28 protein-coding genes are annotated in these 23,586 nt (G+C 69.1%); 15 read left to right on the plus strand and 13 right to left on the minus strand.

The window, feature by feature from the left end; translation table 11 throughout:
* Positions 1-24 precede the first annotated feature (24 nt).
* Positions 25-1,305, plus strand: a complete 1,281-nt coding sequence (locus F6W70_RS13015; RefSeq protein WP_127481862.1) for a hemolysin family protein — start codon at positions 25-27, stop codon at positions 1,303-1,305.
* Between the two features lie 43 nt (positions 1,306-1,348).
* On the opposite strand, the gene F6W70_RS13020 is transcribed toward F6W70_RS13015, so the two are convergent.
* The 4 genes from F6W70_RS13020 to F6W70_RS13035 all read right to left on the minus strand — a co-directional run bounded on the left by F6W70_RS13020 (position 1,349) and on the right by F6W70_RS13035 (position 3,895).
* Entirely contained in the window at positions 1,349-2,254 is a 906-nt protein-coding gene (locus F6W70_RS13020; RefSeq protein WP_151486947.1) for an SDR family NAD(P)-dependent oxidoreductase, read from the minus strand.
* 34 nt (positions 2,255-2,288) lie between these two features.
* Positions 2,289-2,948: a cation diffusion facilitator family transporter gene (locus F6W70_RS13025; RefSeq protein ID WP_151486948.1), complete on the minus strand. Its 660-nt coding sequence runs from the start codon at positions 2,946-2,948 to the stop codon at positions 2,289-2,291.
* Complete coding sequence (locus F6W70_RS13030) at positions 2,948-3,283, minus strand: ArsR/SmtB family transcription factor (protein WP_017828075.1); 336 nt, start codon at positions 3,281-3,283, stop codon at positions 2,948-2,950. The genes F6W70_RS13025 and F6W70_RS13030 overlap by 1 nt, the downstream gene beginning before the upstream one ends.
* Before the next feature lie 63 nt (positions 3,284-3,346).
* Positions 3,347-3,895, minus strand: coding sequence for a small multidrug efflux protein (locus F6W70_RS13035; RefSeq protein WP_151486949.1), 549 nt, complete (start codon positions 3,893-3,895; stop codon positions 3,347-3,349).
* 155 nt (positions 3,896-4,050) lie between these two features.
* On the opposite strand from F6W70_RS13035, the gene F6W70_RS13040 reads away from it, so the two are divergent.
* The 5 genes from F6W70_RS13040 to thrC all read left to right on the plus strand — a co-directional run bounded on the left by F6W70_RS13040 (position 4,051) and on the right by thrC (position 8,877).
* Entirely contained in the window at positions 4,051-5,250 is a 1,200-nt protein-coding gene (locus tag F6W70_RS13040) for a sensor histidine kinase (protein WP_151486950.1), read from the plus strand.
* A complete protein-coding gene (locus F6W70_RS13045) occupies positions 5,247-5,849 on the plus strand; it encodes a response regulator transcription factor (RefSeq protein ID WP_017828078.1) in 603 nt (200 codons plus the stop codon). The genes F6W70_RS13040 and F6W70_RS13045 overlap by 4 nt, the downstream gene beginning before the upstream one ends.
* A 223-nt stretch (positions 5,850-6,072) precedes the next feature.
* The gene (gene erm / locus F6W70_RS13050; RefSeq protein WP_151486951.1) at positions 6,073-6,837 is read left to right on the plus strand and encodes a 23S ribosomal RNA methyltransferase Erm; all 765 of its coding nucleotides are present in this window, start codon (positions 6,073-6,075) and stop codon (positions 6,835-6,837) included.
* Positions 6,838-6,878: 41 nt separating this feature from the next.
* Positions 6,879-7,385: a methylated-DNA--[protein]-cysteine S-methyltransferase gene (locus F6W70_RS13055; protein ID WP_151486952.1), complete on the plus strand. Its 507-nt coding sequence runs from the start codon at positions 6,879-6,881 to the stop codon at positions 7,383-7,385.
* A gap of 88 nt (positions 7,386-7,473) precedes the next feature.
* Positions 7,474-8,877 (plus strand): threonine synthase, encoded by a 1,404-nt coding sequence (thrC, locus tag F6W70_RS13060; protein WP_151486953.1) that lies wholly within the window; start codon positions 7,474-7,476, stop codon positions 8,875-8,877.
* A gap of 188 nt (positions 8,878-9,065) precedes the next feature.
* On the opposite strand, the gene F6W70_RS13065 is transcribed toward thrC, so the two are convergent.
* A complete protein-coding gene (locus F6W70_RS13065) occupies positions 9,066-9,332 on the minus strand; it encodes a thioredoxin family protein (RefSeq protein WP_151486954.1) in 267 nt (88 codons plus the stop codon).
* A gap of 93 nt (positions 9,333-9,425) precedes the next feature.
* Positions 9,426-10,166 (minus strand): SDR family oxidoreductase, encoded by a 741-nt coding sequence (locus tag F6W70_RS13070; RefSeq protein ID WP_151486955.1) that lies wholly within the window; start codon positions 10,164-10,166, stop codon positions 9,426-9,428.
* Between the two features lie 131 nt (positions 10,167-10,297).
* On the opposite strand from F6W70_RS13070, the gene sigJ reads away from it, so the two are divergent.
* The 3 genes from sigJ to F6W70_RS13085 are packed head-to-tail and all read left to right on the plus strand — an operon-like array spanning position 10,298 to position 14,057.
* Positions 10,298-11,176 carry an RNA polymerase sigma factor SigJ gene (gene sigJ / locus F6W70_RS13075; RefSeq protein ID WP_151486956.1) on the plus strand — a complete coding sequence of 293 codons (879 nt, stop codon included), beginning with the start codon at positions 10,298-10,300 and terminating at the stop codon, positions 11,174-11,176.
* Positions 11,177-11,200: 24 nt separating this feature from the next.
* Positions 11,201-12,541 carry a M20/M25/M40 family metallo-hydrolase gene (locus F6W70_RS13080; protein WP_151486957.1) on the plus strand — a complete coding sequence of 447 codons (1,341 nt, stop codon included), beginning with the start codon at positions 11,201-11,203 and terminating at the stop codon, positions 12,539-12,541.
* Between the two features lie 55 nt (positions 12,542-12,596).
* The gene (locus F6W70_RS13085; RefSeq protein WP_151486958.1) at positions 12,597-14,057 is read left to right on the plus strand and encodes an MFS transporter; all 1,461 of its coding nucleotides are present in this window, start codon (positions 12,597-12,599) and stop codon (positions 14,055-14,057) included.
* 3 nt (positions 14,058-14,060) lie between these two features.
* Here the strand turns inward: F6W70_RS13085 and F6W70_RS13090 are convergent, their stop codons facing one another.
* The 4 genes from F6W70_RS13090 to F6W70_RS13105 form a co-directional block, all read right to left on the minus strand.
* Positions 14,061-14,888 carry an acyl-CoA thioester hydrolase/BAAT C-terminal domain-containing protein gene (locus F6W70_RS13090; RefSeq protein ID WP_318278897.1) on the minus strand — a complete coding sequence of 276 codons (828 nt, stop codon included), beginning with the start codon at positions 14,886-14,888 and terminating at the stop codon, positions 14,061-14,063.
* Complete coding sequence (locus tag F6W70_RS13095) at positions 14,888-15,166, minus strand: hypothetical protein (protein WP_318278898.1); 279 nt, start codon at positions 15,164-15,166, stop codon at positions 14,888-14,890. Before F6W70_RS13095 ends, F6W70_RS13090 begins: the two co-directional genes overlap by 1 nt.
* 131 nt (positions 15,167-15,297) lie before the next feature.
* Complete coding sequence (locus tag F6W70_RS13100) at positions 15,298-15,702, minus strand: VOC family protein (protein WP_055869954.1); 405 nt, start codon at positions 15,700-15,702, stop codon at positions 15,298-15,300.
* 33 nt (positions 15,703-15,735) lie between these two features.
* Positions 15,736-16,503: a siderophore-interacting protein gene (locus tag F6W70_RS13105; protein ID WP_151486960.1), complete on the minus strand. Its 768-nt coding sequence runs from the start codon at positions 16,501-16,503 to the stop codon at positions 15,736-15,738.
* 100 nt (positions 16,504-16,603) lie between these two features.
* On the opposite strand from F6W70_RS13105, the gene F6W70_RS13110 reads away from it, so the two are divergent.
* From F6W70_RS13110 to F6W70_RS13125, 4 genes are read left to right on the plus strand one after another with little or no spacing between them, the layout of a single operon-like run.
* Positions 16,604-17,599, plus strand: coding sequence for a siderophore ABC transporter substrate-binding protein (locus F6W70_RS13110; RefSeq protein WP_055869962.1), 996 nt, complete (start codon positions 16,604-16,606; stop codon positions 17,597-17,599).
* A gap of 48 nt (positions 17,600-17,647) precedes the next feature.
* Positions 17,648-18,634 (plus strand): ABC transporter permease, encoded by a 987-nt coding sequence (locus F6W70_RS13115; protein WP_151486961.1) that lies wholly within the window; start codon positions 17,648-17,650, stop codon positions 18,632-18,634.
* A gap of 7 nt (positions 18,635-18,641) precedes the next feature.
* The gene (locus F6W70_RS13120) at positions 18,642-19,670 is read left to right on the plus strand and encodes an iron chelate uptake ABC transporter family permease subunit (RefSeq protein ID WP_151486962.1); all 1,029 of its coding nucleotides are present in this window, start codon (positions 18,642-18,644) and stop codon (positions 19,668-19,670) included.
* Complete coding sequence (locus F6W70_RS13125) at positions 19,667-20,422, plus strand: iron ABC transporter ATP-binding protein (RefSeq protein ID WP_017828100.1); 756 nt, start codon at positions 19,667-19,669, stop codon at positions 20,420-20,422. Before F6W70_RS13120 ends, F6W70_RS13125 begins: the two co-directional genes overlap by 4 nt.
* A gap of 9 nt (positions 20,423-20,431) precedes the next feature.
* Here F6W70_RS13125 and F6W70_RS13130 read toward each other — a convergent pair whose 3' ends face one another.
* The 3 genes from F6W70_RS13130 to F6W70_RS13140 are packed head-to-tail and all read right to left on the minus strand — an operon-like array spanning position 20,432 to position 22,362.
* Positions 20,432-20,629 carry a hypothetical protein gene (locus F6W70_RS13130; protein WP_017828101.1) on the minus strand — a complete coding sequence of 66 codons (198 nt, stop codon included), beginning with the start codon at positions 20,627-20,629 and terminating at the stop codon, positions 20,432-20,434.
* Positions 20,630-20,651: 22 nt separating this feature from the next.
* Complete coding sequence (locus F6W70_RS13135; protein WP_151486963.1) at positions 20,652-21,611, minus strand: DNA-3-methyladenine glycosylase family protein; 960 nt, start codon at positions 21,609-21,611, stop codon at positions 20,652-20,654.
* Positions 21,612-21,654: 43 nt separating this feature from the next.
* Positions 21,655-22,362 (minus strand): winged helix-turn-helix domain-containing protein, encoded by a 708-nt coding sequence (locus F6W70_RS13140; RefSeq protein WP_151486964.1) that lies wholly within the window; start codon positions 22,360-22,362, stop codon positions 21,655-21,657.
* 332 nt (positions 22,363-22,694) lie between these two features.
* On the opposite strand from F6W70_RS13140, the gene F6W70_RS13145 reads away from it, so the two are divergent.
* Together F6W70_RS13145 and F6W70_RS13150 are read left to right on the plus strand one after the other, a co-directional pair.
* Entirely contained in the window at positions 22,695-23,003 is a 309-nt protein-coding gene (locus tag F6W70_RS13145) for a GNAT family N-acetyltransferase (RefSeq protein ID WP_151486965.1), read from the plus strand.
* Positions 23,004-23,055: 52 nt separating this feature from the next.
* Positions 23,056-23,538 carry a DIP1984 family protein gene (locus F6W70_RS13150; RefSeq protein WP_017828106.1) on the plus strand — a complete coding sequence of 161 codons (483 nt, stop codon included), beginning with the start codon at positions 23,056-23,058 and terminating at the stop codon, positions 23,536-23,538.
* The last annotated feature ends 48 nt before the right edge of the window (positions 23,539-23,586 follow it).

Consider the following 23,586-nt stretch of genomic DNA (forward strand, 5'->3'; position numbering starts at 1 on the left):
CACCACAGACGAGGCGGCCCTCTGATGGGCGACCTGCTCTGGAACATCGCCCTCGTCTTCGCGTTCGTGCTGATCGGCGGTGTCTTCGCTGCGACGGAGATGGCGCTGGTCACGCTGCGTGAGAGTCAGATCAACGCCATCGGTCAGCGCGGGCGCCGCGGGGCGAAGGTCGCCGCCCTCGCCCGCAATCCCAACACCTTCCTGTCGGCGGTGCAGATCGGTGTGACCGTCGCCGGGTTCGCCTCGGCGGCGTACGGTGCGACATCGATCGCGCCGTCGCTGGCACCGGTGCTGGAGTCGTGGGGCCTCGCCCCTGCTCTCGCGCTCACGGTCGCCACGCTCGTGCTCACCCTCGTGATCGCCTATCTGTCGCTGGTGCTCGGCGAGCTCGTGCCCAAGCGCCTCGCGATCCAGCGCAATGCGCAGTTCGCCTACGCGGTCGCTCCCGCACTCAACGGGTTCGCGACGGTCATGCGCCCGGTGATCTGGTTGTTGTCGGTGTCCACGAACGCCCTCGTCCGGCTGCTCGGCGGCGATCCGCACAAGACCAGCGACGAGATGACGGATGAGGAGGTGCGCGACATCGTGGCCAGCCATCAGGGGCTGCCCGATGACGAACGGCGCATCCTCGACGACGTGCTGTCCCTCCGTGGGCGCCAGGTCAGCGAGGTCATGCGACCGCGGCCCGAGGTCGTCGCCCTCGACGAGGCCGCGAGCGTCGGCGAGGTGATGGCGCAGGTGCGCGACCTTCCGTTCTCGCGCTACCCCGTCTCGGAGACCTCGATCGACGACATCACCGGGTTCGTGCACGTGCGCGATCTCTTCGAGGCCGCATCCGACGATCCGACGCGTCCGCTGAGCGCGCTCATGCGCGACATCCCCTACATCCCCTCGACCGCACGTGTGCTGCCGACTCTGACCCGCATGCGCGCAGAGGGGCACCACATCGCGGTGGTCGTCGACGAGTACGGCGGGACCGACGGCCTGGTCACTCTGGAAGACCTCGTGGAGGAGGTCGTCGGTGAGATCTTCGACGAGTACGACGCCGAGGTGTTCATCTCGGCGGACGACGGTATCGACGGACGACTCAACCTGCAGGACTTCGAGGAGCTCACCGGGTTGGCGATGCCGCGCGGTTCGTCCGACACGATCGCCGGATTCGTGACGGAGCAGCTGGGGCGTCTCGCCGTCGTCGGCGACGTCGTGGAGGTGCCAGGCGCCACGATCCAGGTCGCGGAGCTCGATCGACGACGCATCGCCCGGGTGCGAGTCGTGACCGAACAGGTCGCCGAACCGGAGGCCTGAGCTCGAAAGTCGGCGGCGGTGACGCTCTCGGTACCGACCGGGATCAGGCCGGGAAGCGCACCCCGGTGATGCTCTCCGCCGCCGACCACAGAGCCGACCCGATGTCCGCGGAGCGCACCTCGTCGGAGGCTGCCACCCGTGCCGGCGCCCCGCGGAACTCGAGCAGTCCGCCAGGACCCCAGTAGTCCCCGCCGGCCACATCGCCCGCCGTGGCCGCATGCACGATCGGCAGCGCGCCGCCGTCCTTGCCCTGCACGAGCACGCGTGTCGGCGCGGCCAGAGCGCGGACGACGCCGGACACCGGGGCGAGACCCGCACGCGGCGGGGTGAGCGGATCGACCGCGTAACCGGGGTGCGCGCACACCGCCGAGCGCGAGGAACCGGACCAGCGTCGCGCCAGCTCGAACGCGAAGGCCATCAGGGACGCCTTCGATCGTCCGTACTGCCGGAGTGAGGGGCCGCTCCACGGGTCGTCGAGGGTGTCGGGATCGAGGTGCGCGAAGCGATGGGCGATCGAGCCGACGGCGACCACACGCGCATCCGGTGAGAGGAGCGGCTCGAGCTGCGCGACGAGGGCGAAGTGGCCGAGGAAGTTGGTGCCCACCATGAGGTCGAATCCGTCGCTCGTGCGCGCCGACCGATCGGCAGCCTTCACCCCGGCGTTGCCGATGACCGCGTCGAGCTTCTCGTCCACCTCTGCGGCCGCCCTGGCCACGCTGTCGAGGGAGCCGAGGTCGAGCGTCAGCACGCTCAGGTCGGCGCCGGGCACCTGGCCCCGGATCGCGGTGAACGCGGTCCGGGCGCGCTCGGGGGAGCGGCACCCCAGCAGCACGCGTGCCCCTCGGGTGGAGAGCTGCTCCGCGCACCAGTAGCCGATGCCCGCGTTCGCGCCGGTGACGAGCACCGTGCGTCCGAGCAGGTCTCCGGGTGGTGGAGGAGCGGCATCCATCTCCCCAACCTAGGTGCAGGTCGCGCTGCTCGCCTCAGCGATCGCTCTCGTGCTGGTCGTCGTCTTCGAGGAGCATGCCGACCGAGGTCGCGCAGGCGTCGCCCTTCCACGCCTCGATGCCCTCGCGCACCGCGAACGCGGCGATCACGAGCCCGGCGACCGCATCGGCCCACCACCATCCGAGCAGGGAGTTGGCGACCAGGCCGACCAGCACCGCGGCGGAGAGATACGCGCAGAGGAGCGTCTGCTTCGAGTCGGCGACCGCCGTGGCCGAGCCGAGCTCGCGACCCGCGCGGCGCTCGGCGAACGACAGGAAGGGCATGACGACGACGCTCGCGGCGGTCAGGAGGATGCCGATCGTGCTGTGCTCCGGGCGTTCGGTGGTGACGAGAGCCGTCACGGACGTCGTCGTCACGTAGATCGCGAGGGCGAAGAATGCCACGGCGATCACGCGCAGCGTCGGCTTCTCCCAGCGCGCGGGATCGCGGCGGGTGAACTGCCAGGCGACGGCGGCTGCGGAGAGGACCTCGATCGTCGAGTCGAGGCCGAAACCGATGAGCGCTGCCGACGACGCGACGGATCCCGCACCGATCGCGATGACCGCCTCGATCAGGTTGTAGCCGATGGTGACGCCGACGATCAGACGGATGCGGCGGTGCAGGATGTCGCGTCGCGATGCGGTGGACGTGGTCATCAGCAGGTGCAGCCGTCGCCCGCGCAGCAGTCCGGCTCGACGATGAGCATGACGCGCATGAGCATGTCGAGGGCCGGTGCGAGGTGGCGGTCCGCGAGCCGATAGCTGCTGCGTCGACCGTCGGGGACGCTCTCGACGAGTCCGCATCCGCGCAGACACGCGAGGTGGTTCGACATCGCCTGGCGTGAGACGCCGAGGGCGTCGGCGAGGTCGGCGGGATAGCGGGGCGCTTCGCGCAGTGCGAGCAGAACTCCGGCGCGGGTGGGATCCGAGAGCGCGTGCCCGAGTCGGGCGACGGCGGCCGTGTGGGTGAGCGAGGCGAGAGCGGTGGTCACGCACCCCACTGTACAGAAAAGGCTGAATTCAAGAGATCTTGAATTCAGCTCTTCCGTGACGGATCAGCGGATGGCGTACACCGCGCTTCCGACGATGACGGCGACGACGGTGGTCCATCCGATGATCGCCACCGCCTGCCAGAACAGGATGCGCGCCCTGCCGATGCCGGACGCGGCGAGCATCGTCGCGGTGAACTGCGTCGGCAGCAGGAGCGGTCCGAGCAGGCTGACCCCCGGCACGCCGTAGCGTTCGAAAGCCCGCTGGAACTTCTCGCGTCGGGCGCTTCCACGGCCCGTGTCCGAGACCTCCGCGGCCGGCTCCTCGACCGTGCCCCCGCCGGCACCCGCGAGCGCTGCGGTCTTGGCGCGCGAACGGTTCACGACGGCCTGGCGCGCTCCCGAGCTCACCAGCACCACCACCAGGACGCAGAGGAAGTTGCCCACGATCGCGGCGATCGCGGCGATCACCGGGGAGATGCCGCCGAGGATGCCGATGCTCACCGCGCCCTCGCCCTCGATGAAGGGGACCGCGCCGGCGAGGGCGACGATGAGCGGCTGCACGAGGTCGGGGACCTGGGCCACCAGGTTCTGGAAGTTCTCGATGAGGTTCATGGGATGCTCCCGGTCGTCGGTGCGAACGGAGTCTCCGCCGCGATGACTCCAGTCCAGCCGAGCACGCCCTTCCGCGGCAGTGTCGACCCGTCACCGCTTCCCGGGCGGATCGCACGACGAGACCGTGACAACTGTCACGGCTCTATCGTGGGAGCGTGACCCGCGTTCCCTCCGCCCTCGCCGCTGCACCGGCGCCAGGCTCCCGTCAGCTCGCGCGAGGCATCACCGCGACCTGGTGGTACACGGTGACGGCCGTGCTGTTCATCGAGCTGATGCTCGTCGGAGCGTGGACGGGCATCGCCGCCGCGGTCGATCTGAGCGGAGGCATCCTGCTGTTCATCGGTCTCGGTGGTCTGCTCTGGTGCGCGTCGACGCTGATGCTGCTCCTGGACTATCGCGACCGCCTCGATGCGGAACCCGGCGTCGCCTGGGGGCGGCTGGCCGTGCCGTTCGTCGTCGCGGTGGGCTACGGAGTGACGGCTGGTCTCCTCGTCGGCAGCTGGCAACTCGCCGCCATGCCGGTGGTGCAGTTCTTCGTCTTGCTGAGCTGGCCTCGCGGCGTGCGGGTGCGGGTCGTCGCCGCGGCGACCTTCCTCCTGATCGCGCTCGCCCTGGTCGATTCGGCGACGAGCGGGGTGGGAGTCGGGCTTCCCTGGTGGATGCCGGTCATCTACGGGGCGATGCTGCCCGGAATGAGCGTGAGCTCGCTGTGGTGGTGGGATGTGCTGGTGACCCTCGACCGCGCCAGGGCGTCTGAGGCCCGGCTCGCCGCGACCCAGGAGCGCCTGCGCGTGGCGACCGATGTGCACGACCTGCAAGGGCACCATCTCCAGGTCGTCGCGTTGCAGCTGGAACTCGCCGAGCGTCTGCTGCCGGACGACCCGGAGGCGGGGATGCAGCAGCTGCACGCGGCGCGGATCAGCGTCGACGAGGCGCGCCAGGGCACCAGAGACCTCGCGATGCGGTTCCGCTCTGTCCCGCTCGGAGACGAACTGGCCAACGCCCGTGATCTGCTGACCGCGGCCGGACTGCAGGTGGATGCCGCGATCGATGCGGATGCCGATGCGGCGCCGGCGTCGGCTCTCGGACCCGTCATCCGAGAGACGACCACGAACGTCCTGCGGCACGGCGGCGGGGTGCATGCGCGCCTCGTGCTGACCCGGACCGCCGATGCGTGGCGCTACGAGATCGCGAACGACGTGGCGATCGGCGCCGAGATCGAACATGACGGCTCGGGTCTCGAGGGCGTGCGGCGGCGGATCGAGGAGGCGCACGGCTCCCTCGACGTGCGGCGCGATGCCGATGAGTTCGTCGTGGCCGTGACCGTGCCCTCGACCTCGGAGGAGGCGCGATGATCCGGGTGCTGCTCGCCGATGACGAAGGGATGATCCGCTCGGCCCTCGCGGCCCTGCTGCGGCTGGAGCCCGACATCGACGTCGTCGCAGAGTGCGCCGACGGCGAGCAGGCGGTCGCCGAGGCGCTGCGGCTGCGGCCCGACGTGTGTCTGCTCGACCTGGAGATGCCGGGCCTCGACGGCGTGCAGGTGGCCGAGAAGGTGAACAGGGCGATCGCGACGCGTTGCGTGGTCGTCACCCGTCATGCGCGTCCGGGGGTGCTGCGCCGTGCCCTGGCCTCCGGCGTGGCAGGCTTCCTGCCGAAGTCCCGCGGGGCAGACGAGGTCGCAGCGGTCATCCGCCGTGTCGCGGCCGGAGCCCGCTATGTCGACCCGGAGATCGCTGCGGACGCTCTGAGCGATGAGCGCTCGCCGCTGACGGATCGCGAGCTCGACGTGCTGCGGGCGGGCCGTCGTGGAGAGACGACCGGGCAGATCGCGCGGGCACTCTCGCTCGCTCCCGGGACCGTCCGCAACCACATCTCCGTCATCCTCGGGAAGCTCTCGGTCGGCACGCGTCAGCAGGCCGTGCTCATCGCCGAGGAACGCGGCTGGATCTGACGGCCGATAGGCTGACGGGCATGGGAACTATATGCGCTGCGCCCATGATGGGGCGCACCTTCGTCGTACGCGACCGCCGCGCCTGACGGCGCGCTCGCTCTTCGCACGCATCTGCGCGCCGTCCACCGAGATGTCATCGCACCTCGGGACGGGCAGTCCTCACTGACGCTCTCCGCGTCCTCCCTCCTTCGGGGTGCTCCGATTCTTCTTCTGGAGCGCACTCATGCCTCGTTCAATCCATGGCGGCCGTCACGAACTCGGCCAGAACTTCCTCACCCACCGTCCGACCCTCGCCCGCCTCTCCACTCTCGTCGGTTGCACCTCCGGCTCGATCCTGGAACTGGGCTGCGGTGACGGCGCGCTGACCCGCGCACTCGCGCAACTGGGCAGGCCGCTCACCGCGATCGACATCGACGAGCACCGCGTGCACCGACTGCGCAGGGCGCTGCCCGGAGTGCGCGTCGAGGTCGCCGATGCCACGCGGCACCCGTTCGATGCCGAGGTCGTCGTCGGCAACATCCCCTTCCACCTGACGACGCCGATCCTCCGGCGGCTGCTGTCGAGCGGGCGTTGGAATGACGCGGTACTCCTGACGCAATGGGAGGTGGCGCGCAAGCGGGCAGGCGTCGGCGGAGGCACGATGATGACCGCGCAATCGGCGCCGTGGTTCGAGTTCTCCCTCGAGGGCCGGGTGCCCGCGTGGGGGTTCTCGCCGCAGCCGAGCGTGGACGGCGGTCTGCTCGCGATCACCCGTCGTGGTTCACCCCTCGTGCCGGACGCCGACCGACGGGCGTACGACGCGTTCGTCCGGGCCATGTTCACGGGGCGCGGAGGCGGTCTCCCCGCGATCGTGGCGACAGCCGCTCGCCTCCCGATGCCGCGGGCGCGACGTGCGGTGGCGGCCTCCGGCGCGGGGGAGCGTCGCCTTCCGCGCGATCTGCGTCCGCAGGACTGGGCAGCGCTCTGGCATCAGGTCGCTCGAGGGTGACACAGCTGTCGGGGGCCGGGAGTCGGAGGTAGCCTCGACGCATGTCGGCCTTCGGAACGGTCTCGACTCCCGTCGGTGTCATCGGCGTGGTCAGCGACGGTGCGGCGATCACCCGCGTCATGTGGCGGTCGACTCCGCCCGAGGGCGTAGTCGTCCCGCCGGACCCTGCCGCCGATCCCCTGCTCGTCGAAGCGCTGGCGCAGCTCACCGCCTACTTCGACGGCACACTGCGTCGCTTCGACGTTCCCATCGATCTCGGCGAGCAGACCGCGGCGACGAGGGCGGTGCTCACGGCCCTCCACGAGACGGTCGGGCAGGGGGAGACGATCACCTACGGCGGACTCGCGGCGCGCAGCGGCACGGAGGTGCCGGCCAGGGGCATCGGATCGATCATGGGCGCGAATCCCGTTCCGCTGATCGTGCCCTGCCATCGGGTCGTCGCGGGCGACGGACTCGGCGGATACTCCGGCGGTGACGAGGGGCGGGGACTCGAGACCAAGCGCTGGCTGCTGGAGCATGAGGGGGCTCTGCCGACTTCTCTGTTCTGAGCCGACGCCGGGCATCCGTCATCGCGTCATCTCGGAAGCGAACACCCTGCGAGAATGGACGGGCCGAGTCCCGAGCCGAGGAGCCAACGTGCAGTTCATCTCCACCCGCGGCGGCATGCAGCCGCAGTCGTTCAGCGAGACGCTGCTGGAGGGCCTCGCGCCCGACGGCGGCCTGGCTGTGCCCGAGGTCATGCCGACCGTCGACGGCGAGACGCTCGAGCGCTGGCGTGCGCTGACCTACCCGCAGCTCGCGACCGAGGTGCTCGGGCTGTTCGCGACCGACATCCCGCGCGCGGACCTGGCGCGGATGACGGATGCGGCCTACGCCGACTTCCCCGACGGTGTGGTGCCGCTGCGGGCGATCGATGACGATCTGACTCTGGTCGGTCTGTCCGAAGGCCCCACCCTGGCGTTCAAGGACATGGCCATGCAGTTCCTCGGCCAGGTGCTCGAATACACGCTGGAGCGCAACGACTCCGTGCTCAACATCCTCGGCGCCACCTCGGGAGACACCGGCTCGGCGGCCGAGCACGCCCTGCGCGGCAAGGAGCGCGTCGCCGTGTTCATGCTGTCGCCGCAGGGGCGCATGAGCGCATTCCAGCGGGCGCAGATGTTCTCGCTCGACGACGCGAACGTGCACAACATCTCGGTCGAGGGGGTCTTCGACGACTGCCAGAACCTGGTCAAGAAGCTCGCGGGAGATCTCGACTTCAAGCGGGCGCAGCACCTCGGCGCGGTGAACTCCATCAACCTGGCGCGCATCACGGCGCAGACCGTCTACTACTTCTGGGCCTGGCTGCGCGCCACGGATGCCGGCGGCTGGACCGAGCTGTCGTTCACCGTGCCCTCCGGGAACTTCGGCAACATCCTCTCCGGGTTCTTCGCCAAGCAGATGGGGCTGCCGATCCGTCGCCTCGTGCTCGCCGCGAACGAGAACAACGTGCTGGACGAGTTCTTCCGCACCGGCGTCTACCGCCCGCGCAGCGCCGCCCAGACGCTCGCGACCTCCAGCCCCTCGATGGACATCTCCAAGGCATCGAACCTCGAGCGCTTCATCTTCGAGCTGGTCGACCGCGATCCTGCCCGCGTCGTCGGCGCCTGGGACGACCTCGAGGCACAGGGCCACTTCGACTTCTCCTCCGAGCAGGAGCGCTTCCTCGAGGAGTTCGGCATCGTCAGCGGCACGTCGACCCACGAGGACCGACTGGCGACCATCCGCTCGGTGTACGAGACGACCGGTGAAGTCATCGACCCGCACACGGCCGACGGCGTCAAGGTCGCGCGCGAGTATGTCGAGCCCGGCGTACCGATGCTGGTGCTCGAGACCGCCAAGCCGGAGAAGTTCGCCGAGACCATCCACGAGGCCATCGGCGTCGAGCTCGGCTATGCGCCGGAGCTGCAGGAGATGCTCGATGCCCCGCAGCATGTGACCGAGATGGCCGATGACGAGCACGCGCTCCGCGCCTTCATCCAGGCGAACGCGCTGCACTGATTCCGCGGTCGCCCAGACCCACGCTTCGAATCGAGACCCACTCCCGCCGGCGTCGGCGCGAGTGGGTCTCGGCGTAGAACGTGGGTCTCGCCCGATCGCGGAGGCGGTGCGGATGTGCGACCTGCACATCCGTGGGCGATCCTCGTGCGATATGCACTCGACCGGTCGACGAGCAGGATCTCGATGCGTCAGGCCGGGAGGGCCTTCACCGCGGCGGTGAGCACCTGCGGGACCGTCGGCACACCGGTGGCGCGGAACACCTCCGCACCGGCATCATCGCGGATGATCACGGTGGGCGTGAACTCGATGTCGAGCTCCTCTGCCGCATCCGGGCTCTGTGCCACGTCGATCTCGATGACGGTCGCTTCGGGGAGGAACCGCGCGGCCTCGGCGAGCACGGTCCGCGTGCGTGCGCAGGCGCCGCAGAACGACGACGACACCAGGGTCAGTTCCATGTACACCTCCTCGGACGCGGCTCGCACCACGCAGAGATGCAACCATCATCCTGCTCGCCCTGTTCCCCAGGGACAGAGCCGAGCGGGGGATCGCTAGTCTGCAGCGAGCCACTCCGCGAAGCTCTGACGTCCGAGCTCGGCGTCGGGACCGGGGAGACCGAGCCCTGCCCTCATGCCGGCCATCTGCGGCCCCGGCACGTTCAGCGTCGGCACCCAGCCACGGTATCCCTCGCGCCGGGCGTACGCGCGGACCATGTCCGCCAGCTGCTCCTCGCGAGGCCCGGCGAGGTCCCGTGCACGGCCTTGGGGTGGCGCTGCTGCGAGGGCGGCGAGGCGTGAACCCACCTTGCGGGCGGCCACGGGCTGTGTCCGGGCCTTGGGAGCCATGTGGAGCGGGCCCAACTTCGCCCGTCTGAACATCTGCGCCGCGAACTCGTGGAACTGCGTCGCTCGCAGGGTCGTCCACGGAACGCGCGACGCCTCGACGACCTTCTCCTGGGCGATCTTGCCGGCGTAATAGTCGTAGGGCATGCGGTCGATCCCGACGATCGACAACAGCACGAAGTGTCCGACCCCCGCGTCGGCGGCTGCCGCGGCCAGGTTCCCTGTCGCCGCGGTGAAGAACTCGATCGCTTCGCTGGCTTTGCGCGTCTCGATGCTCGTGACGTCGATCACCGCGTCCGCGCCGGCCAGGGCGTGGCCCAGGCCCTCTCCGGTCACCAGGTCGACTCCCCGTGACCGGCTCAGGACGACGGCGTCGTGCCCCGCGGCCCGCACCGCCTCGACGGTGTGCCGCCCGACGGTTCCGGTTCCTCCTGCGACGACGATCCTCATATGTGTTCTCCTTCGTCTCGGTACATCCTTCTCCTTGTACGACGACGCAGGCGAACGAAACGTGAGGCGCCTGTCGAGAGCGGCATCGACATGGCGTCGGCAGGAGGCCGAGACGGACCAAGATGGAGGCGATGGATGATCTCGTTGTGGTCGAAGCCGAACGCCGTACCCTGCTCGCTCTCGCGTATCGGCTGCTCGGCACGGTCGCTGATGCCGAGGACGCGGTGCAGGAGACCTACGTGCGCTGGGTGCGGCTGACCGACGCGGAGCGCGCACGGATCGTCAATCCGGGTGCGTGGCTGACGCGCGTCGCCGGACGCATCTGCCTGGATGCCCTGGGCTCGGCGCGAGCGCGGAGGGAGAGCTATGTCGGTCAGTGGCTTCCGGAGCCCGTGCCGCAGGACTCGCTGTTCGTCACCCCAGTTCCGGACCCGCTCGACAGCGTGTCCCTCGACGAGTCGGTCGGGATGGCGCTGCTCGTGCTCCTGGAATCGCTCACTCCCCCCGAGCGTGTGGCTTTCGTGCTGCACGACGTGTTCGGCGTCCCGTTCGCGGAGATCGCCGAGACAGTCGGAAGGAGCACGGACGCCGTGAGACAGCTCGCGTCGCAGGGACGTCGACGGGTGCGAGAGCGGCGTGCGCGCCTGGCGACACGGGAGCAGCACGATGCCGTCGCCCGCGCATTCCTCGAAGCCGCAGCGACCGGACGACTCGATCGCCTTATCACTGTGCTCGATCCCGATGTCGTGCTCATCTCCGACGCGGGCGGGAGGAAATCGGCGGCGCTGCGACCGGTCGTCGGGGCCGATCGCGTGGCACGTTTCCTGCAGGGCATCGCTCGGCGCCACCCCGGCGCGGAGGTCATCCTCGTCCCCACCGCGGACGGGCTGGCCGCGCTTGCCACGCTCGACGGCTGCCCCGATGCGGTGTTCTCCTTCGTCGTCGAGGGCGAGCGGATCACCGAGGTGCTCGCCGTGCGCAATCCCGACAAGCTCACTCAGTGGTCCTGAGAACCGCTGAGTACGATGGCGGGTGTGACCACACCGACCGTGCGCCCGGGCATCGCCGAGCGGCTTTCGCAGATGATCCGGATCCCGACGGTCTCGGCCGAGCTCGACGAGCGCGGCTCGGCTCCGTTCGAGGAGTTCGTCGCGCTCATCGCGGAGCTCTACCCGCTGACGCACGAGAAGCTGGCGCTCGAACGGCACACCGACTTCGGGCTGCTGTTCCACTGGCAGGGGGCCGGTGCGGCCTCCGACCGCCCGGTCGTGCTGATGGCGCACTACGACGTCGTCCCGGTGGATGAGAGCGACGCGTGGACGCACCCGCCTTTCGCGGGGGTGATCGCCGACGGCTCGGTCTACGGACGAGGTGCCCTCGATGACAAGGGCCCGCTGATCGTGGTGCTCGAGGCGGTTGAGAATCTGCTCGCCGACGGGTTCGTGCCTCCTCAGGACGTGTATCTCTCCTTCGGCGGCAACGAGGAGACCTATGGGCGCGCGGCCGAGGAGATCGCCCGCGTGCTGCGCGGGCGTGGCATCGTCCCCTGGCTCGTGCTCGACGAGGGGGGTGCCGTCGTCGACGCGCCCCTGCCCTTCGTCCCCGGTCGCGCAGCGATGATCGGTGTCGGCGAGAAGGGCGTGATGACGCTCCGGCTGACCGCGCGGGGTGACGGCGGACACGCCTCCGCACCGCCGCCGCTCACCGCGGTCCGGCGCGTCGCCAGGGCCGTGGACCGGCTCGGACCCACCACCTTCCGCCCTCGTGCCTCGAAGGCCATCCTGCGGATGCTGTCGCAGCTGGCCACGCAGACTCCGGGCCCGGCCCGTCACCTGCTGCGACTGCTCGGCTCGGCGCCGCTGCTGACGGCGCAGGTCTTCGCCGCGCTCGGTGGCGAGCCGGCGGCCCTCGTGCGCACCACCGTCGCCCCGACCATGCAGTCCGGTGGCACGGCGGCGAACGTGCTGCCGTCGCAAGCCTCTGCCACCGTCAATCTGCGCATCGCGCTCGGAGAGACGACGCAGCAGACCGTGTTCCGGGTGCGCAGGCGCATCCGCGATCCGCTGGTCGAGGTCGAGGTGATCGAGGCGAGCGAGCCCTCGCCGGAGTCGCCGACCGACAACGCCCCGTTCGCTCTGCTGGCCGAGGCCCTCGACACGGCGTTCCCCGGCGTCCCCGCCGTGCCGTACGTGATGATGGCGGCCACCGATTCGCGGCATTTCCATCGCTTCTCACCTGCCGTCTACCGCTTCGCGCCGCTGGAGATGTCCAACGCGCAACGCGCGTCGATCCATGGCGTCGACGAGAGCGTGGAGATCGCCTCTCTCGAGCGCGGAGAGCGATTCCATCGGGCGCTGCTCGAACGGCTAGGGTGATCTCACCCTTCTCTCGGATCGTGCCGGGGGACCCGATGCAGAAGCAGGAGACGCGATGACGCGCACCCGCACCTTGGGCACTCTCGCCGTCGTGGTCGGCTTCCTCGCCTTCGTCGAGTTCACCAGTGGCGTGCTGCAGGGCTACTACACCCCGATGCTCACCGACATCGCCCGTCATCTGGGCATCCACGATGCCGACGTGAACTGGCTCGAGGGTGCGCAGCTCATGCTGTCGGCGCTCGTCGTGCCGGCTTTCGCGAAGCTCGGCGACATGGTCGGGCACAAACGGATGCTGCTGATCTCGACCGCGGTCACCGCGGCGGCGGCCCTGGTCCTGCCCTTCACCGATTCGTTCCCGGTCTTCCTCGCGGCGTGGGCGTTGATGGGCTTCTACGTCGTCTGGCTCCCTCTCGAGATCGCCCTGATCTGGTCGAGGTCGCGCCGGATGGAGGGGCGCTCCTCGATCACTGCCAAGGCGGCGGGCCTTCTCGTCGCCGCGCTCGAAGGCGGTGCGATCATCGGTGCGCTCGTCGGTGGCGCGCTCATCGACGTGCTGCCCCTCACCATCGTGCTGTTGATCCCGGCCGTGCTGATCGTGGTGTGCTTCTTCGTGATCCTGTTCGGGGTCAAGGAGTCTCCCGATCCCACGGGCGGCATCTTCGACACGATCGGTCTCGTGCTCATCTCGCTCGCCCTCCTGTGCTTCACCGGCGGTCTCAGCCTGCTCCGCCTCGAGGGTGGCCTGACCAATCCCTGGTCCTGGGCAGTCGTGATCCTCGGTGTCCTGCTCGTGATCCCATTTGTGCTGTGGGAGCTGCGCTGCGCCGACCCGCTCATCGACGTGCGCATGTTTCGCTCGCCCGCGCTCGGCCCGGTCTTCCTCACAGCAGGCCTCTTCGGGGTCAGCGTGCTGGGCGCGCAGGCTCCGCTGTCGACGTTCGCCCGCACCGATCCGACGGTCTACGGATACGGTCTGGGTACGAGCGGGTTCGCGACCTCGCTGATCATCGGCGTCTACCTGATCGCCATGATCACGGGCGCTCTCCTGTTCTCGACGGTCGCACGGTGGGCGACGCCTCGTCTGACCCTGATGGGGGCCTCGGTGCTGGTGGGCATCGGGTTCCTGTTGTTCCTGCCGTTCCACGACACCTACGCACAGGTGATCATGAACATGGTCGTCGTGGGACTGGGCTCCGGCGCGCTGGTCGCGGCGCTCCCTGCCGCTGCGGCATCCGCGGCTCCGGCCACGCAGACGGGGGTGGCGACGGGGCTGACCAACTCGGTCAAGACCGTGGGCGGTGCGATCGCCTCGTGCGTGTTCGGCATCGCGCTGTTGCACGGAGTCGCGAGCACCGCGGGGGCGAACGAGGGGACCGCCGGTTCGCTCGCCGGCTACTTCACGGTGTGGATCGTCTGCGGAGTGACTGCGCTCGTCGCTGCTGTGATCCTCGTCTTCGTTCCGAAGACCGCGTTCACCGATCGGACGGCGGAGGCAGAGGTCGCTCCGGCGCTCTGATCCTCAGACCCGCAGGTCGAGGGCGTGCACGATCTGCGGCCACGCGAGCGCGCCGAGTTCCGCGTCAGCGGAAGGAGACCCACCGCGCGCCATCGTCACTCCGCCGGCCGCGACCGTCTCACCGGGTAAGACCATCCTGTGCCCCGCAGCAGGGTGAGTGACCACCGTCGTCTCCCGTCCGTGCGCACTCCGGCGCGCGGAGATCTCGGCGGCGAATCGGCCACTCGGCCAGACGCGGTCGTCGCCTCCCGCGATCAGCACGACGACACCGGTGATGTACTCCGTGCGGATCGCTGCGGCCGCGGCCGCGTCAGGAGCGCGATCGATGCTCGCCTCGTACAGGGATCGGTACTCGGGCGGCACGGTCGACGACACCCAGGACGGATCGAACGACACGGCGGGCAGCGGCGTGCCCCGGCTGGTCCAGTGCGACGACCAGTCTCCGTCGGTGAGCCCGGCCCAGACGACGGATGACGGAGCGACGGCCACCGTCGCGTCGACCGGGTGAAGGGAGGCGGTCACCAGGGCCGCCTCCGCTCCGAACGACGTTCCGAAGATCGCGACGCGATCGGCGTCGCGGCGCAGGAGATCGAGCTGATCGATGAACAGCTCGATCGGCACCTCGTGCGGTGCGGGGCGCTGGCCCATGCCGCCGAACCAGCGGATGGCGCGCACCCGTGCACCGTGCCGTGCGAGCAGGTCGGCCCGCTGGGACTCGACCCGACCGCTGGACCCGGCGAGGAGCAGCACGGCTGTGCCGCAGGGAACTTCCGGAAAGGCATCGTGCCGGTCGGCATGCGGTACCGAGGCGTGACGGCGAGGCGTCATCATCACTCGCGGTCGAGGCCGAAGGTGCGCTTCACGATGGCCTGCACGTCGCGGTCGAGACCGTCGATGCGGGTGTTCACGGAATCGAAGCGGGTGTTCACGGAATCGAAGCGGGCGTTCATCTCGATGCGCAGCCCGTCGATCTGGCCGTTCATCTCGGTACGCAGGCCGCCGATCTCGCTGCGGAGGATCCGGACGAACAAGGTCGACACCACAGTGAGCGTGCTGAACATCAGCACGGTGAACGACCCGATCATGGTCCAGATCTGCGCGTCATTCATGAATCCCACTCCCTCATCGTCGCATCGATTCGGCACGCCTGCCAGAGCGCGGGAGGCGAAGATATCGGTCGTCTGAAAGATGCGCACAAGGTGCTTCTCTGCGCGCTTGTGGAGGATAGGTCGCCCGGGCGTCAAGCCTTCTCGCGGGGAGGGTTGTACATGAACTCGACCCGGATGCCGTCGACGTCTTCGACGAACGAGGCGTAGTAGCGCTCCGAATAGCGCGGGTACTCCTTGGGCTCGCGGATCGCTGTCCACCCGGCCTCGAGCGCGACGGCATGAAGGTGCTCGACCTGCTCGCGCGTCGGCACGGCGAAGGCGATGTGCTGCCAGCCGATACGACCATGACGGTGCGGGGTGGAGTCGTCATCCCAGGTGTAGAGGATGATCTCGGTCTCGTCGCCGTTGTGCCACGAGATGGAGTGGTCGTCCGCACCCCCGCTCTGATATCCGAGAGCGGCGAGGACGGGGTGGAACTGTGCCCGGCCGCGCTCGAGGTCGCCGACGGTGATGCCCAGGTGATCCAGAAGAGCCATGCGCCGAGTCTTCCAGGTGCCGCCGACGTCGCACTAGTGCGGCGCGTGGTACTCGGCTTCGTCGCGCTTCCAGTAGCCCTTCACGACGGCGTTCGCGGTGTCGACACCCCAGCGCTCGAGGAGCGCCCTGCCGGGTTTGACGATCGACTGCTCGGCGGCGATGAAGACGAAGGGGTCGGGCCCGACCACGTCTTCGGCGGTCAGCGTCTCGATGAGGGCGATGAGTGCGGAACCGGAGGGAGCCTCCCCGCGGTGCAGCCACTCGACGTCGACCGGTGCCTCGATGTCGATCTCGCGCCCCTGGTTCACGGTCTCCACCACGATGCGTGCCGGGGTGCCTGACGGGATGAGCGCGGCGAAGCGGCGGATGGCGGGGATGGCGGTCTCGTCGCCGACCAGCAGCCAGGAGCCGGGGTCGCCGGCCAGGACGGCCGATCCGCGCGGACCGCCGACGCCGATCGTGGATCCGATCGGTGCCGTCGCAGCCCAGGGGGCCGCGACGCCCTGGTCGCCGTGCACGGCGAACTCGACGTCGAGCCAGTCCTCGCCCCACGCGAGCGGGGTGTACTCGCGGCTCGGGGATGCTCGCAGCTCTTCGACGGACCCGGTCGGGCCTGCGGGGAAGAACAGGCGCATGTGGTCGTCGGAGCCGGGGGAGTCGAAGCCCGCGAGGTCTGAACCGGTCAGCCGCACGCGCACGAAGTCCGGTGCCAGCCATTCGCGGGCACTCAGCGTGACGTTGCGGAAGCGCAGCTCCAGGCCGCGACGCTCGATCGAGAAACCGGATTTCGTATCGCTCATAAAGTAAGGCTAACCTAAAAGTGACGGGCGAAGGTGATCCCTGCTCGTCACCCCGGCGCCCATCGTGTGCGCACCGATCCCGCAGAACAGGAGTCTCTCCATGTCCGTGCCCAGAACCCTCACCGCCACGAGCGTCGCTCTCGTCGGCCTCCTCGCCCTCGCCGGGTGCGCTTCCGGCGGCTCGGCGGAACCGGAGAAGACCGAACCCGCGGCAGCATCCGTCACGATCGAGGACAACACCGGCACGCACGAGATCCCGACGCCTCCCGCGTCTGTCGTGGCCCTCGACAACCGCACATTCCAGACGCTCTCCGACTGGGGCGTCGAACTCTCCGCCGCCGCCGTCGCGCTCATGCCGGAGACCGTGTCGTACGTGAAGGACGACGCGATCGTCGACATCGGACTCCACAGCGAGCCCGACCTCGAAGCGGTCGTCGCCGTCGAGCCCGACCTGATCATCAGCGGCCAGCGGTTCACGCAGCACAACACGGCGATCGCCGACCTCGTGCCCGACGCCACGATCATCGACCTCGAGCCGCGCGAGGGTGAGCCCTTCGACGAGGAGCTCAAGCGTCAGGTCACCGTGCTCGGTGAGATCTTCGGCAAGCAGGACGAGGCCGACAAGCTCGTCGACGACTTCGATGCTGCCGTCGAGCGCGCCAAGGCCGCCTACGACGACGCCGACACCGTCATGGCCGTGAACACCTCCGGCGGCGAGATCGGCTACCTCGCCCCGACCGTCGGACGCTCGCTTGGACCGATCTACGACATCCTCGGGCTGACCCCCGCACTCGAGGTCGACGACGCGACCGACGACCACCAGGGCGACGAGATCTCGGTCGAGGCGATCGCCACCTCGAACCCCGACTGGATCCTCGTGCTCGACCGCGACGCCGTATTCGCCGCCGAGACCCCCGACTACGTGCAGGCGGCCGAGATCCTCGAGAGCTCGGAGGCGCTTGCCGGCGTCACCGCCGTCAAGGAGAAGCAGCTCGTCTACATGCCCACCGACACCTACCTGAACGAGGGCATCCAGACGTACACGGCGTTCCTCAACGACCTCGCAGACGCCCTCGAGAAGAGCGCGAAGAACTGAGGTACTGCGGCGGCATCCGGGTGACCCGGATGCCGCCGCATCGTCATCATGGTCTCCACCGACATCGCTTCGCCGCCCCGCAACGCCGGGCGGCTCTTCGACGTGAAACTGCTCATCGGCGTGCTCGTCGTCGCCGTGCTCCTCGTGATCTCGCTCTTCACCGGGGTGTACGACGTCACCGGCGCGGAAGACGGCGCGCAGATGTTCCAGATCACGCGCGTTCCCCGCACGATCGCCCTCGTCCTGGCCGGCGCCTCGATGGCCATGGCGGGTCTGGTGATGCAGCTGCTCACCCAGAACCGCTTCGTCGAGCCGACGACGACCGGAACGACCGAGTGGGCGGGGCTCGGACTCCTGTTGGTCATGATCCTCGTGCCGCAGCCGTCGCTCTCGCTACGGATGGCCGGTGCGGTGCTCGCGGCCTTCGTCGGCACGATGGTGTTCTTCGCGTTCCTGCGGCGGGTCGCCCTCAAGTCCTCCCTCATCGTGCCGATCGTCGGGATCATGCTCGGTGCGGTCGTCGGCGCGCTGTCGACGTACCTCGCGCTGGCGACGAACTCGCTGCAGATCATCGGCGTCTGGTTCGCAGGCAGCTTCACCTCGGTGATGCGCGGCCAGTACGAGATGCTCTGGATCGTGGCGGTGGTCGGCGTGATCGTGTTCATCGTCGCCGATCGACTCACCATCGCCGGCCTCGGCGAAGAGGTCGCCACCAACGTCGGCGTGAACTACAACAGGATCATCCTGCTCGGAACGGTGCTGATCGCGGTCACCACCGGTGTGGTCACCGTGGTCGTCGGCAATCTTCCCTTCCTCGGTCTCATCGTGCCGAACATCGTCTCGATGGTGCGCGGCGACGACCTGCGCAGCAACCTGCCGTGGGTGTGCCTGCTCGGCATCGCGATCGTCACGGTGTGCGACATCATCGGACGCACCATCATCATGCCGTTCGAGGTGCCGGTGTCGCTGATCCTCGGGGTGGTCGGTGCCGTGGTGTTCGTGCTCCTCCTGCTCAGGCAGCGTCGACGTGGCTAGCGGCGTGATGAGCGAGGTGGCGACCACCGGCCCGCTGCGGTCGGCGGGCTCGTTCACGACCCCGCGTGCGCGCCGTCGCTACTTCGTCGTGCTCGGGACCCTTCTCGTCCTCGCCGTCGTCTCGGGCTTCGGCCTGCTGGCGTGGGCGAATCCGATGCCGGTCGGCTCCACCGGGTTCTGGCGGATCGCCCAGCACCGGGCGACCGACGTCACGGTCATGGCGCTCGTCGCGGTCGCGCAGGCCATCGCCACGGTGAGCTTCCAGACCGTCACCAACAACCGCATCATCACCCCGTCGATCATGGGTTTCGAATCGCTGTACCGCGTGGTGCAGACCTCGACCGTGTACCTGTTCGGCGTGGCAGGGATCGTGGCGATCCAGGGCATCGGGCAGTTCGCGATCCAGGTCGCGATCATGGTCGCTCTCGCCGTCGCCCTCTACGGTTGGCTGCTTTCCGGCCGCTACGGCAATCTGCAGATCATGCTCCTGGTGGGCATCGTGATCGGGGGAGGCCTCGGGGCGATCTCCACCTTCATGCAGCGCCTGCTCACGCCCAGCGAGTTCGACGTGCTGGCCGCGCGCCTGTTCGGCAATGTCTCCAACGCCGACTCCTCGTACCTGCCGTTGGCGATCCCGCTGGTCGTCGCGGCGTCTGCGCTGCTCTGGCTCCGCTCGCGTCGGCTCAACCTGATGGCGCTCGGGCCCGATGCCGCGCGCTCCCTCGGTGTCGATCATCGCCGTGAGCTGTTCATCGTGCTGTTCCTCGTCGCCGTGCTGATGGCGACATCGACGGCTCTGGTGGGACCGATGACGTTCCTCGGCTTCCTGGTGGCCACGCTCGCCTACCAGTTCGCCGACACGCATGACCACCGGCTGATCTTCCCCGTCGCGGTGCTCACGGCCTTCACGATCCTGGCCGGGGCGTACTTCGTGATGAAGAACGTCTTCTACGCGCAGGGGATGGTGTCGATCCTCATCGAGCTCGTCGGCGGCACCGTCTTCCTCATCGTCATCCTCAGAAAGGGCAGACTGTGATCGCTCTCGACGGCGTTCGCCGGGACTACAGCAGCGAGGTCGCGATCGGCCCCGTCGACCTCGAGATACCCGCCGGCGGCATCACCGCCCTCATCGGTCCGAACGGGGCGGGCAAGTCGACCCTGCTCACGATGATCGGTCGTCTCAGTGGAATGGACGCCGGTGCGATCGAGATCGCGGGACTCGACGTGGCCTCCACCAAGTCGAAGGACCTGGCGAAGGTCGTGTCCATCCTGCGTCAGGAGAACCACTTCGTGACCCGGCTCACCGTGCGCCAGCTCGTCGGCTTCGGGCGCTTCCCGCACTCGAAGGGGCGGCTGAATCGCGGCGACGAGGAGATCATCAGTCGGGCCATCGACTTCCTCGACCTCGGCGCCTTGGAGGGCCGCTATCTGGACGAGCTCTCCGGCGGGCAGCGCCAGCGCGCGTACGTCGCGATGGTCCTGGCGCAGGACACCGAGTTCGTCCTTCTGGACGAGCCGCTGAACAACCTCGACATGCGACACGCCGTGCAGATGATGAAGCATCTTCGGCGGGCGGCGGAGGAGCTGGGGCGCACGATCGTCATCGTCCTGCACGACATCAACTTCGCCGGGCACTACGCCGACCACATCTGCGCCATGAAGGACGGTGCTGTGGTGGAGTTCGGGTCCCCCGCCGCGATCATGACGGACGAGGTGCTCACCCGCGTGTTCGACACTCCTGTGCGCGTCGTCGACGGTCCGTCCGGGCCGCTTGCCGTCTACTACTGAGCGGGCCCCTCAGAGCTCGATGCCGTGGTCTTCGTCGTTGACGCCGGCGTTGTTGCCCCGGCGCGACTCGTAGCCGAGGAACCAGCCGAGCCACACGATCGCCGCGAGCAGCACACCGAGCCAGACGTTCTGGAAGATCAGCCCGATCACGACGCCGACGATCAGCAGGCCGACGGTGACGAGGATGCGCAGCAGAGAACGTGACATGGCCTCAGCTTAGGTGGCGTCCTCAGTGCCCACGATGATCTTCGGGTGCGAGGCGGGGACCCCTTCGTGGCTCCTGCACACCGCTGGCGTGGATGAGGCGCACGACTCGTTGCCGCTGTCCGGCCCAGGGGGCGAGGAGCTCGACCATGCCGTCGTCGTCGGTGCGCTTTCCCGTCAGCGCGTAACCGACCTGGTGGGCGAGGTGATAGTCGCCGACGCTGACCGCATCCGGATCTCCGAGTGCGCGGATGCGGGTCTCCGCCGAGGTCCACACCCCCACGCCGGGAAGGCTCGTGAGCACGCGGTCGCGGTCGGCCCCTGTGACGGCGGCTCCCACAGCGCGGGCGATGCGGTCGCCGCGCTCGGCCGCGCGCACGATGGTGCGCGACTGGGGCGGTTCGACCCCGGCACGGTGCCAGGCCCAGGAGGGGATGCGGAACCACTGCTCGGGCGAGGGAGCGGCGAACATCGGTCGCGGAGTCGGCCCCGGCGCCCGAGTGCCGAAGCGGGATACCAGCCAGCGCCACGCGCCGAAGGCCTGCATGCCGGTCACCTTCTGCTCGAGGATCGCGCACGCGAGCGCGTCGAACACCTCGTCGGTGCGGGTCAGACGCAGGCCCGGGTGTCGTCGCGCGGACTCGGCGATGAGCGGGTGCAGCGCGGGATCGAAGTCTCCGGAATCGTCGTGGGCACCGCAGAGCGCGGGCACGCTGTCGAGAGCGTGCTCGGCACCGGGACCCCAGGCCGAGGCTCGGACCTCGTCGCCTGACATGCGGACGGCGAGTGTCGTGGGGCCGTGCGGGGTGCGCATGGCACGCCAGATCACCGTCCCGTCGATGATGGTCGTCGGATCGTTGCTGCCGCGGCGGAGCATGCCGACCGTGCGACGCAGGTCCAGGGGGTGCGGTGGTCGGTAGACGGTCTCTCGGGGAGCATCCGCGGAGGCGGCGTCGGCCGCGGCGGGATGCGCGATGAGGGTCATGCGCCCACCCTACGCGCCGGTTCTGACACCGACTCCCGGCGGCTCAGAAGCGGTCGGGCGAGGGGGTGCCGTGGCCGTAGCGGATGACGACGTCGGCGTGCCGGTCGAAGCGGTATCCGATTCCGCGCACGGTGCGGACGATGTCCTCGTAGCGACCGAGCTTCGCGCGGAGGCGACGCACGTGGACGTCGATGGTGCGCTCGCCGGGAGTCTCGTCGTCCTGTGCCTGCCAGAGAGCGGAGACCAGCTCGCTGCGCTCGATGGTGCGGCCCTCGCGGAGCACGAGGTACTGCAGCAGCTCGAACTCCTTGTACGTGAACGCGGCGGACTCGCCGTCGATCAGCACGCGCTTGCGGGAGATGTCGACGGTCACGCCGCTCTCCTCGTCGGTGGTGTCCTCCTCGGCGGCGGCCTTGGTGCGGGCGATGGCGCCCGGCTCCTGCAGCGCGAGCCGGACCACATCGAGGTCACGGCCGCCCGAGCCGTGCGGTGCGAGCGCGACGGTGGCGTGGGTCTCCGCTCCGGGCGCGAGCTCGGCGAGGGTGCGGCGCAGTGCGTCGACGAGGAGGGGGAGACTGACACCGGCCTCTGCGGCCTTGATCTCGTCCAGCCCGACGTAGAGGGCGAAGCCACGGGGCGAGCGCACGGCGGGAAGGTCGGCTCCTGCTGCGGGGAGCGGTGCGGCGGGCTCCTGCTGGGTGCGGGTCGCGGCGGTGGTGGCGGGACGCTCGAGAAGTGCGGTGTTCGACATGATGATGAAGTCCTCAGGACGTGAGCCCGAATCGAACGGGGCTCTGATGCGTTGCATGAATGACCGGCGGAGCCGGGAAGCGAGCGAGGGTGGATGCTCGGAGACACTGACCTCGCAGATGGCGAGGAGTTCAGGTCAGGCGGGGTGGCTGTTCGTTCAGCGACACATTCGGCAACACATACCGACGCGACCGGGCATCATCATCCCGGCAGTCCTGTTCGCCTCCTGGGCGGACAAAGGGCTTGCGTTGGTGGTCATGGGGGGATTATGTCTGATCGTGACGCCCCATGTCAAAACGCCCGGGCGCTCGGAGCGGGCGTAACGTGGTTCGAATGACGATCTCGCACACTGTCGACGGCTTCATCCTGACCGACGAGAAGGACGCCTCGCGGTACACGCTCATGCGCGACGGCAAGCTCGTGAGCGTGCTCGACTACCGTGACGATGGCCGGACGATCGCGCTCACCAGGGCGTTCACCGTCCCGACTTTCCGCGGCAACGGCTATGCGGGGAAGGGCGTCGAGGGAGCTGTGGCCGACATCGAGGAGCGAGGTGATCGCAAGGTCGACGCCGTCTGCTGGTACGTCGCCGACTGGTTCTCCGCCCACCCGGAGCGTGCCGGTCTCCTGCGCACCCGCTGACTCTCCGGTCGTATGACGAACTGTTACGGTCGCTCCCTGCGAGGATGACGTCATGAAACTCGCCGAAGCCCTCACCGCACGCGCCGACCTGCAGCGCCGCATCGAGCAGCTGCGGGCGCGCATCGTCGCGAACGCCCGCTACCAGGAAGGTGAGGAGCCGGCGGAGGATGCCGCCGCCCTGATCGTGGAGGCGGATGCCGCGCTCACGCAGCTTCGCGACCTCATCCGGCGCATCAACGCCACCAACGCGCGTCTCGATCTGGGGGCCGACGGCACCATGACCGACGCGCTCGCCGCGCGCGACGTGCTGCGTCTGCGGCACTCCGTGCTGACCGATGCCGCGGCCGCGGCATCCGGGTCCAACGACCAGTTCCTGCGCCAGATGCGATCGGAGCTGCGCCAGGTCGCGGCGCTCCCCGTGGCGCAGCTGCGCTCGCAGGCCGACGCCGTGGCCCAGGAGCTGCGCGAGCTCGACAACCGGATCCAGCAGGCGAACTGGTCGAACGATCTGGAGGAGGAGAGCGGAAGTCGGTAGTCACGAAGAAGCGGGCACAACCCCCAGCCGGCGGGGCAAGCCGGCACC

It is taken from the genome of Microbacterium maritypicum, assembly GCF_008868125.1.
In the GTDB taxonomy this organism is placed as follows: domain Bacteria; phylum Actinomycetota; class Actinomycetes; order Actinomycetales; family Microbacteriaceae; genus Microbacterium; species Microbacterium maritypicum.

Bases quoted from the DNA above. Each gene is read 5' to 3' on its own strand.
- sigJ (WP_151486956.1), top strand. From the start codon at position 10,298: ATGGATGATCTCGTTGTGGTCGAAGCCGAACGCCGTACCCTGCTCGCT.
- F6W70_RS13045 (WP_017828078.1), top strand. From the start codon at position 5,247: ATGATCCGGGTGCTGCTCGCCGATGACGAAGGGATGATCCGCTCGGCC.
- F6W70_RS13025 (WP_151486948.1), bottom strand. From the start codon at position 2,948: ATGACCACGTCCACCGCATCGCGACGCGACATCCTGCACCGCCGCATC.
- F6W70_RS13055 (WP_151486952.1), top strand. From the start codon at position 6,879: ATGTCGGCCTTCGGAACGGTCTCGACTCCCGTCGGTGTCATCGGCGTG.
- F6W70_RS13090 (WP_318278897.1), bottom strand. From the start codon at position 14,888: ATGATGACGCCTCGCCGTCACGCCTCGGTACCGCATGCCGACCGGCAC.
- F6W70_RS13140 (WP_151486964.1), bottom strand. From the start codon at position 22,362: ATGTCGAACACCGCACTTCTCGAGCGTCCCGCCACCACCGCCGCGACC.
- F6W70_RS13130 (WP_017828101.1), bottom strand. From the start codon at position 20,629: ATGTCACGTTCTCTGCTGCGCATCCTCGTCACCGTCGGCCTGCTGATC.
- F6W70_RS13020 (WP_151486947.1), bottom strand. From the start codon at position 2,254: ATGGATGCCGCTCCTCCACCACCCGGAGACCTGCTCGGACGCACGGTG.
- F6W70_RS13145 (WP_151486965.1), top strand. From the start codon at position 22,695: ATGACGATCTCGCACACTGTCGACGGCTTCATCCTGACCGACGAGAAG.
- F6W70_RS13120 (WP_151486962.1), top strand. From the start codon at position 18,642: ATGAGCGAGGTGGCGACCACCGGCCCGCTGCGGTCGGCGGGCTCGTTC.
- F6W70_RS13085 (WP_151486958.1), top strand. From the start codon at position 12,597: ATGACGCGCACCCGCACCTTGGGCACTCTCGCCGTCGTGGTCGGCTTC.
- F6W70_RS13070 (WP_151486955.1), bottom strand. From the start codon at position 10,166: ATGAGGATCGTCGTCGCAGGAGGAACCGGAACCGTCGGGCGGCACACC.
- F6W70_RS13095 (WP_318278898.1), bottom strand. From the start codon at position 15,166: ATGAATGACGCGCAGATCTGGACCATGATCGGGTCGTTCACCGTGCTG.
- F6W70_RS13105 (WP_151486960.1), bottom strand. From the start codon at position 16,503: ATGAGCGATACGAAATCCGGTTTCTCGATCGAGCGTCGCGGCCTGGAG.
- F6W70_RS13110 (WP_055869962.1), top strand. From the start codon at position 16,604: ATGTCCGTGCCCAGAACCCTCACCGCCACGAGCGTCGCTCTCGTCGGC.
- F6W70_RS13100 (WP_055869954.1), bottom strand. From the start codon at position 15,702: ATGGCTCTTCTGGATCACCTGGGCATCACCGTCGGCGACCTCGAGCGC.
- F6W70_RS13065 (WP_151486954.1), bottom strand. From the start codon at position 9,332: ATGGAACTGACCCTGGTGTCGTCGTCGTTCTGCGGCGCCTGCGCACGC.
- F6W70_RS13115 (WP_151486961.1), top strand. From the start codon at position 17,648: ATGGTCTCCACCGACATCGCTTCGCCGCCCCGCAACGCCGGGCGGCTC.
- F6W70_RS13035 (WP_151486949.1), bottom strand. From the start codon at position 3,895: ATGAACCTCATCGAGAACTTCCAGAACCTGGTGGCCCAGGTCCCCGAC.
- erm (WP_151486951.1), top strand. From the start codon at position 6,073: ATGCCTCGTTCAATCCATGGCGGCCGTCACGAACTCGGCCAGAACTTC.
- F6W70_RS13015 (WP_127481862.1), top strand. From the start codon at position 25: ATGGGCGACCTGCTCTGGAACATCGCCCTCGTCTTCGCGTTCGTGCTG.
- F6W70_RS13150 (WP_017828106.1), top strand. From the start codon at position 23,056: ATGAAACTCGCCGAAGCCCTCACCGCACGCGCCGACCTGCAGCGCCGC.
- F6W70_RS13135 (WP_151486963.1), bottom strand. From the start codon at position 21,611: ATGACCCTCATCGCGCATCCCGCCGCGGCCGACGCCGCCTCCGCGGAT.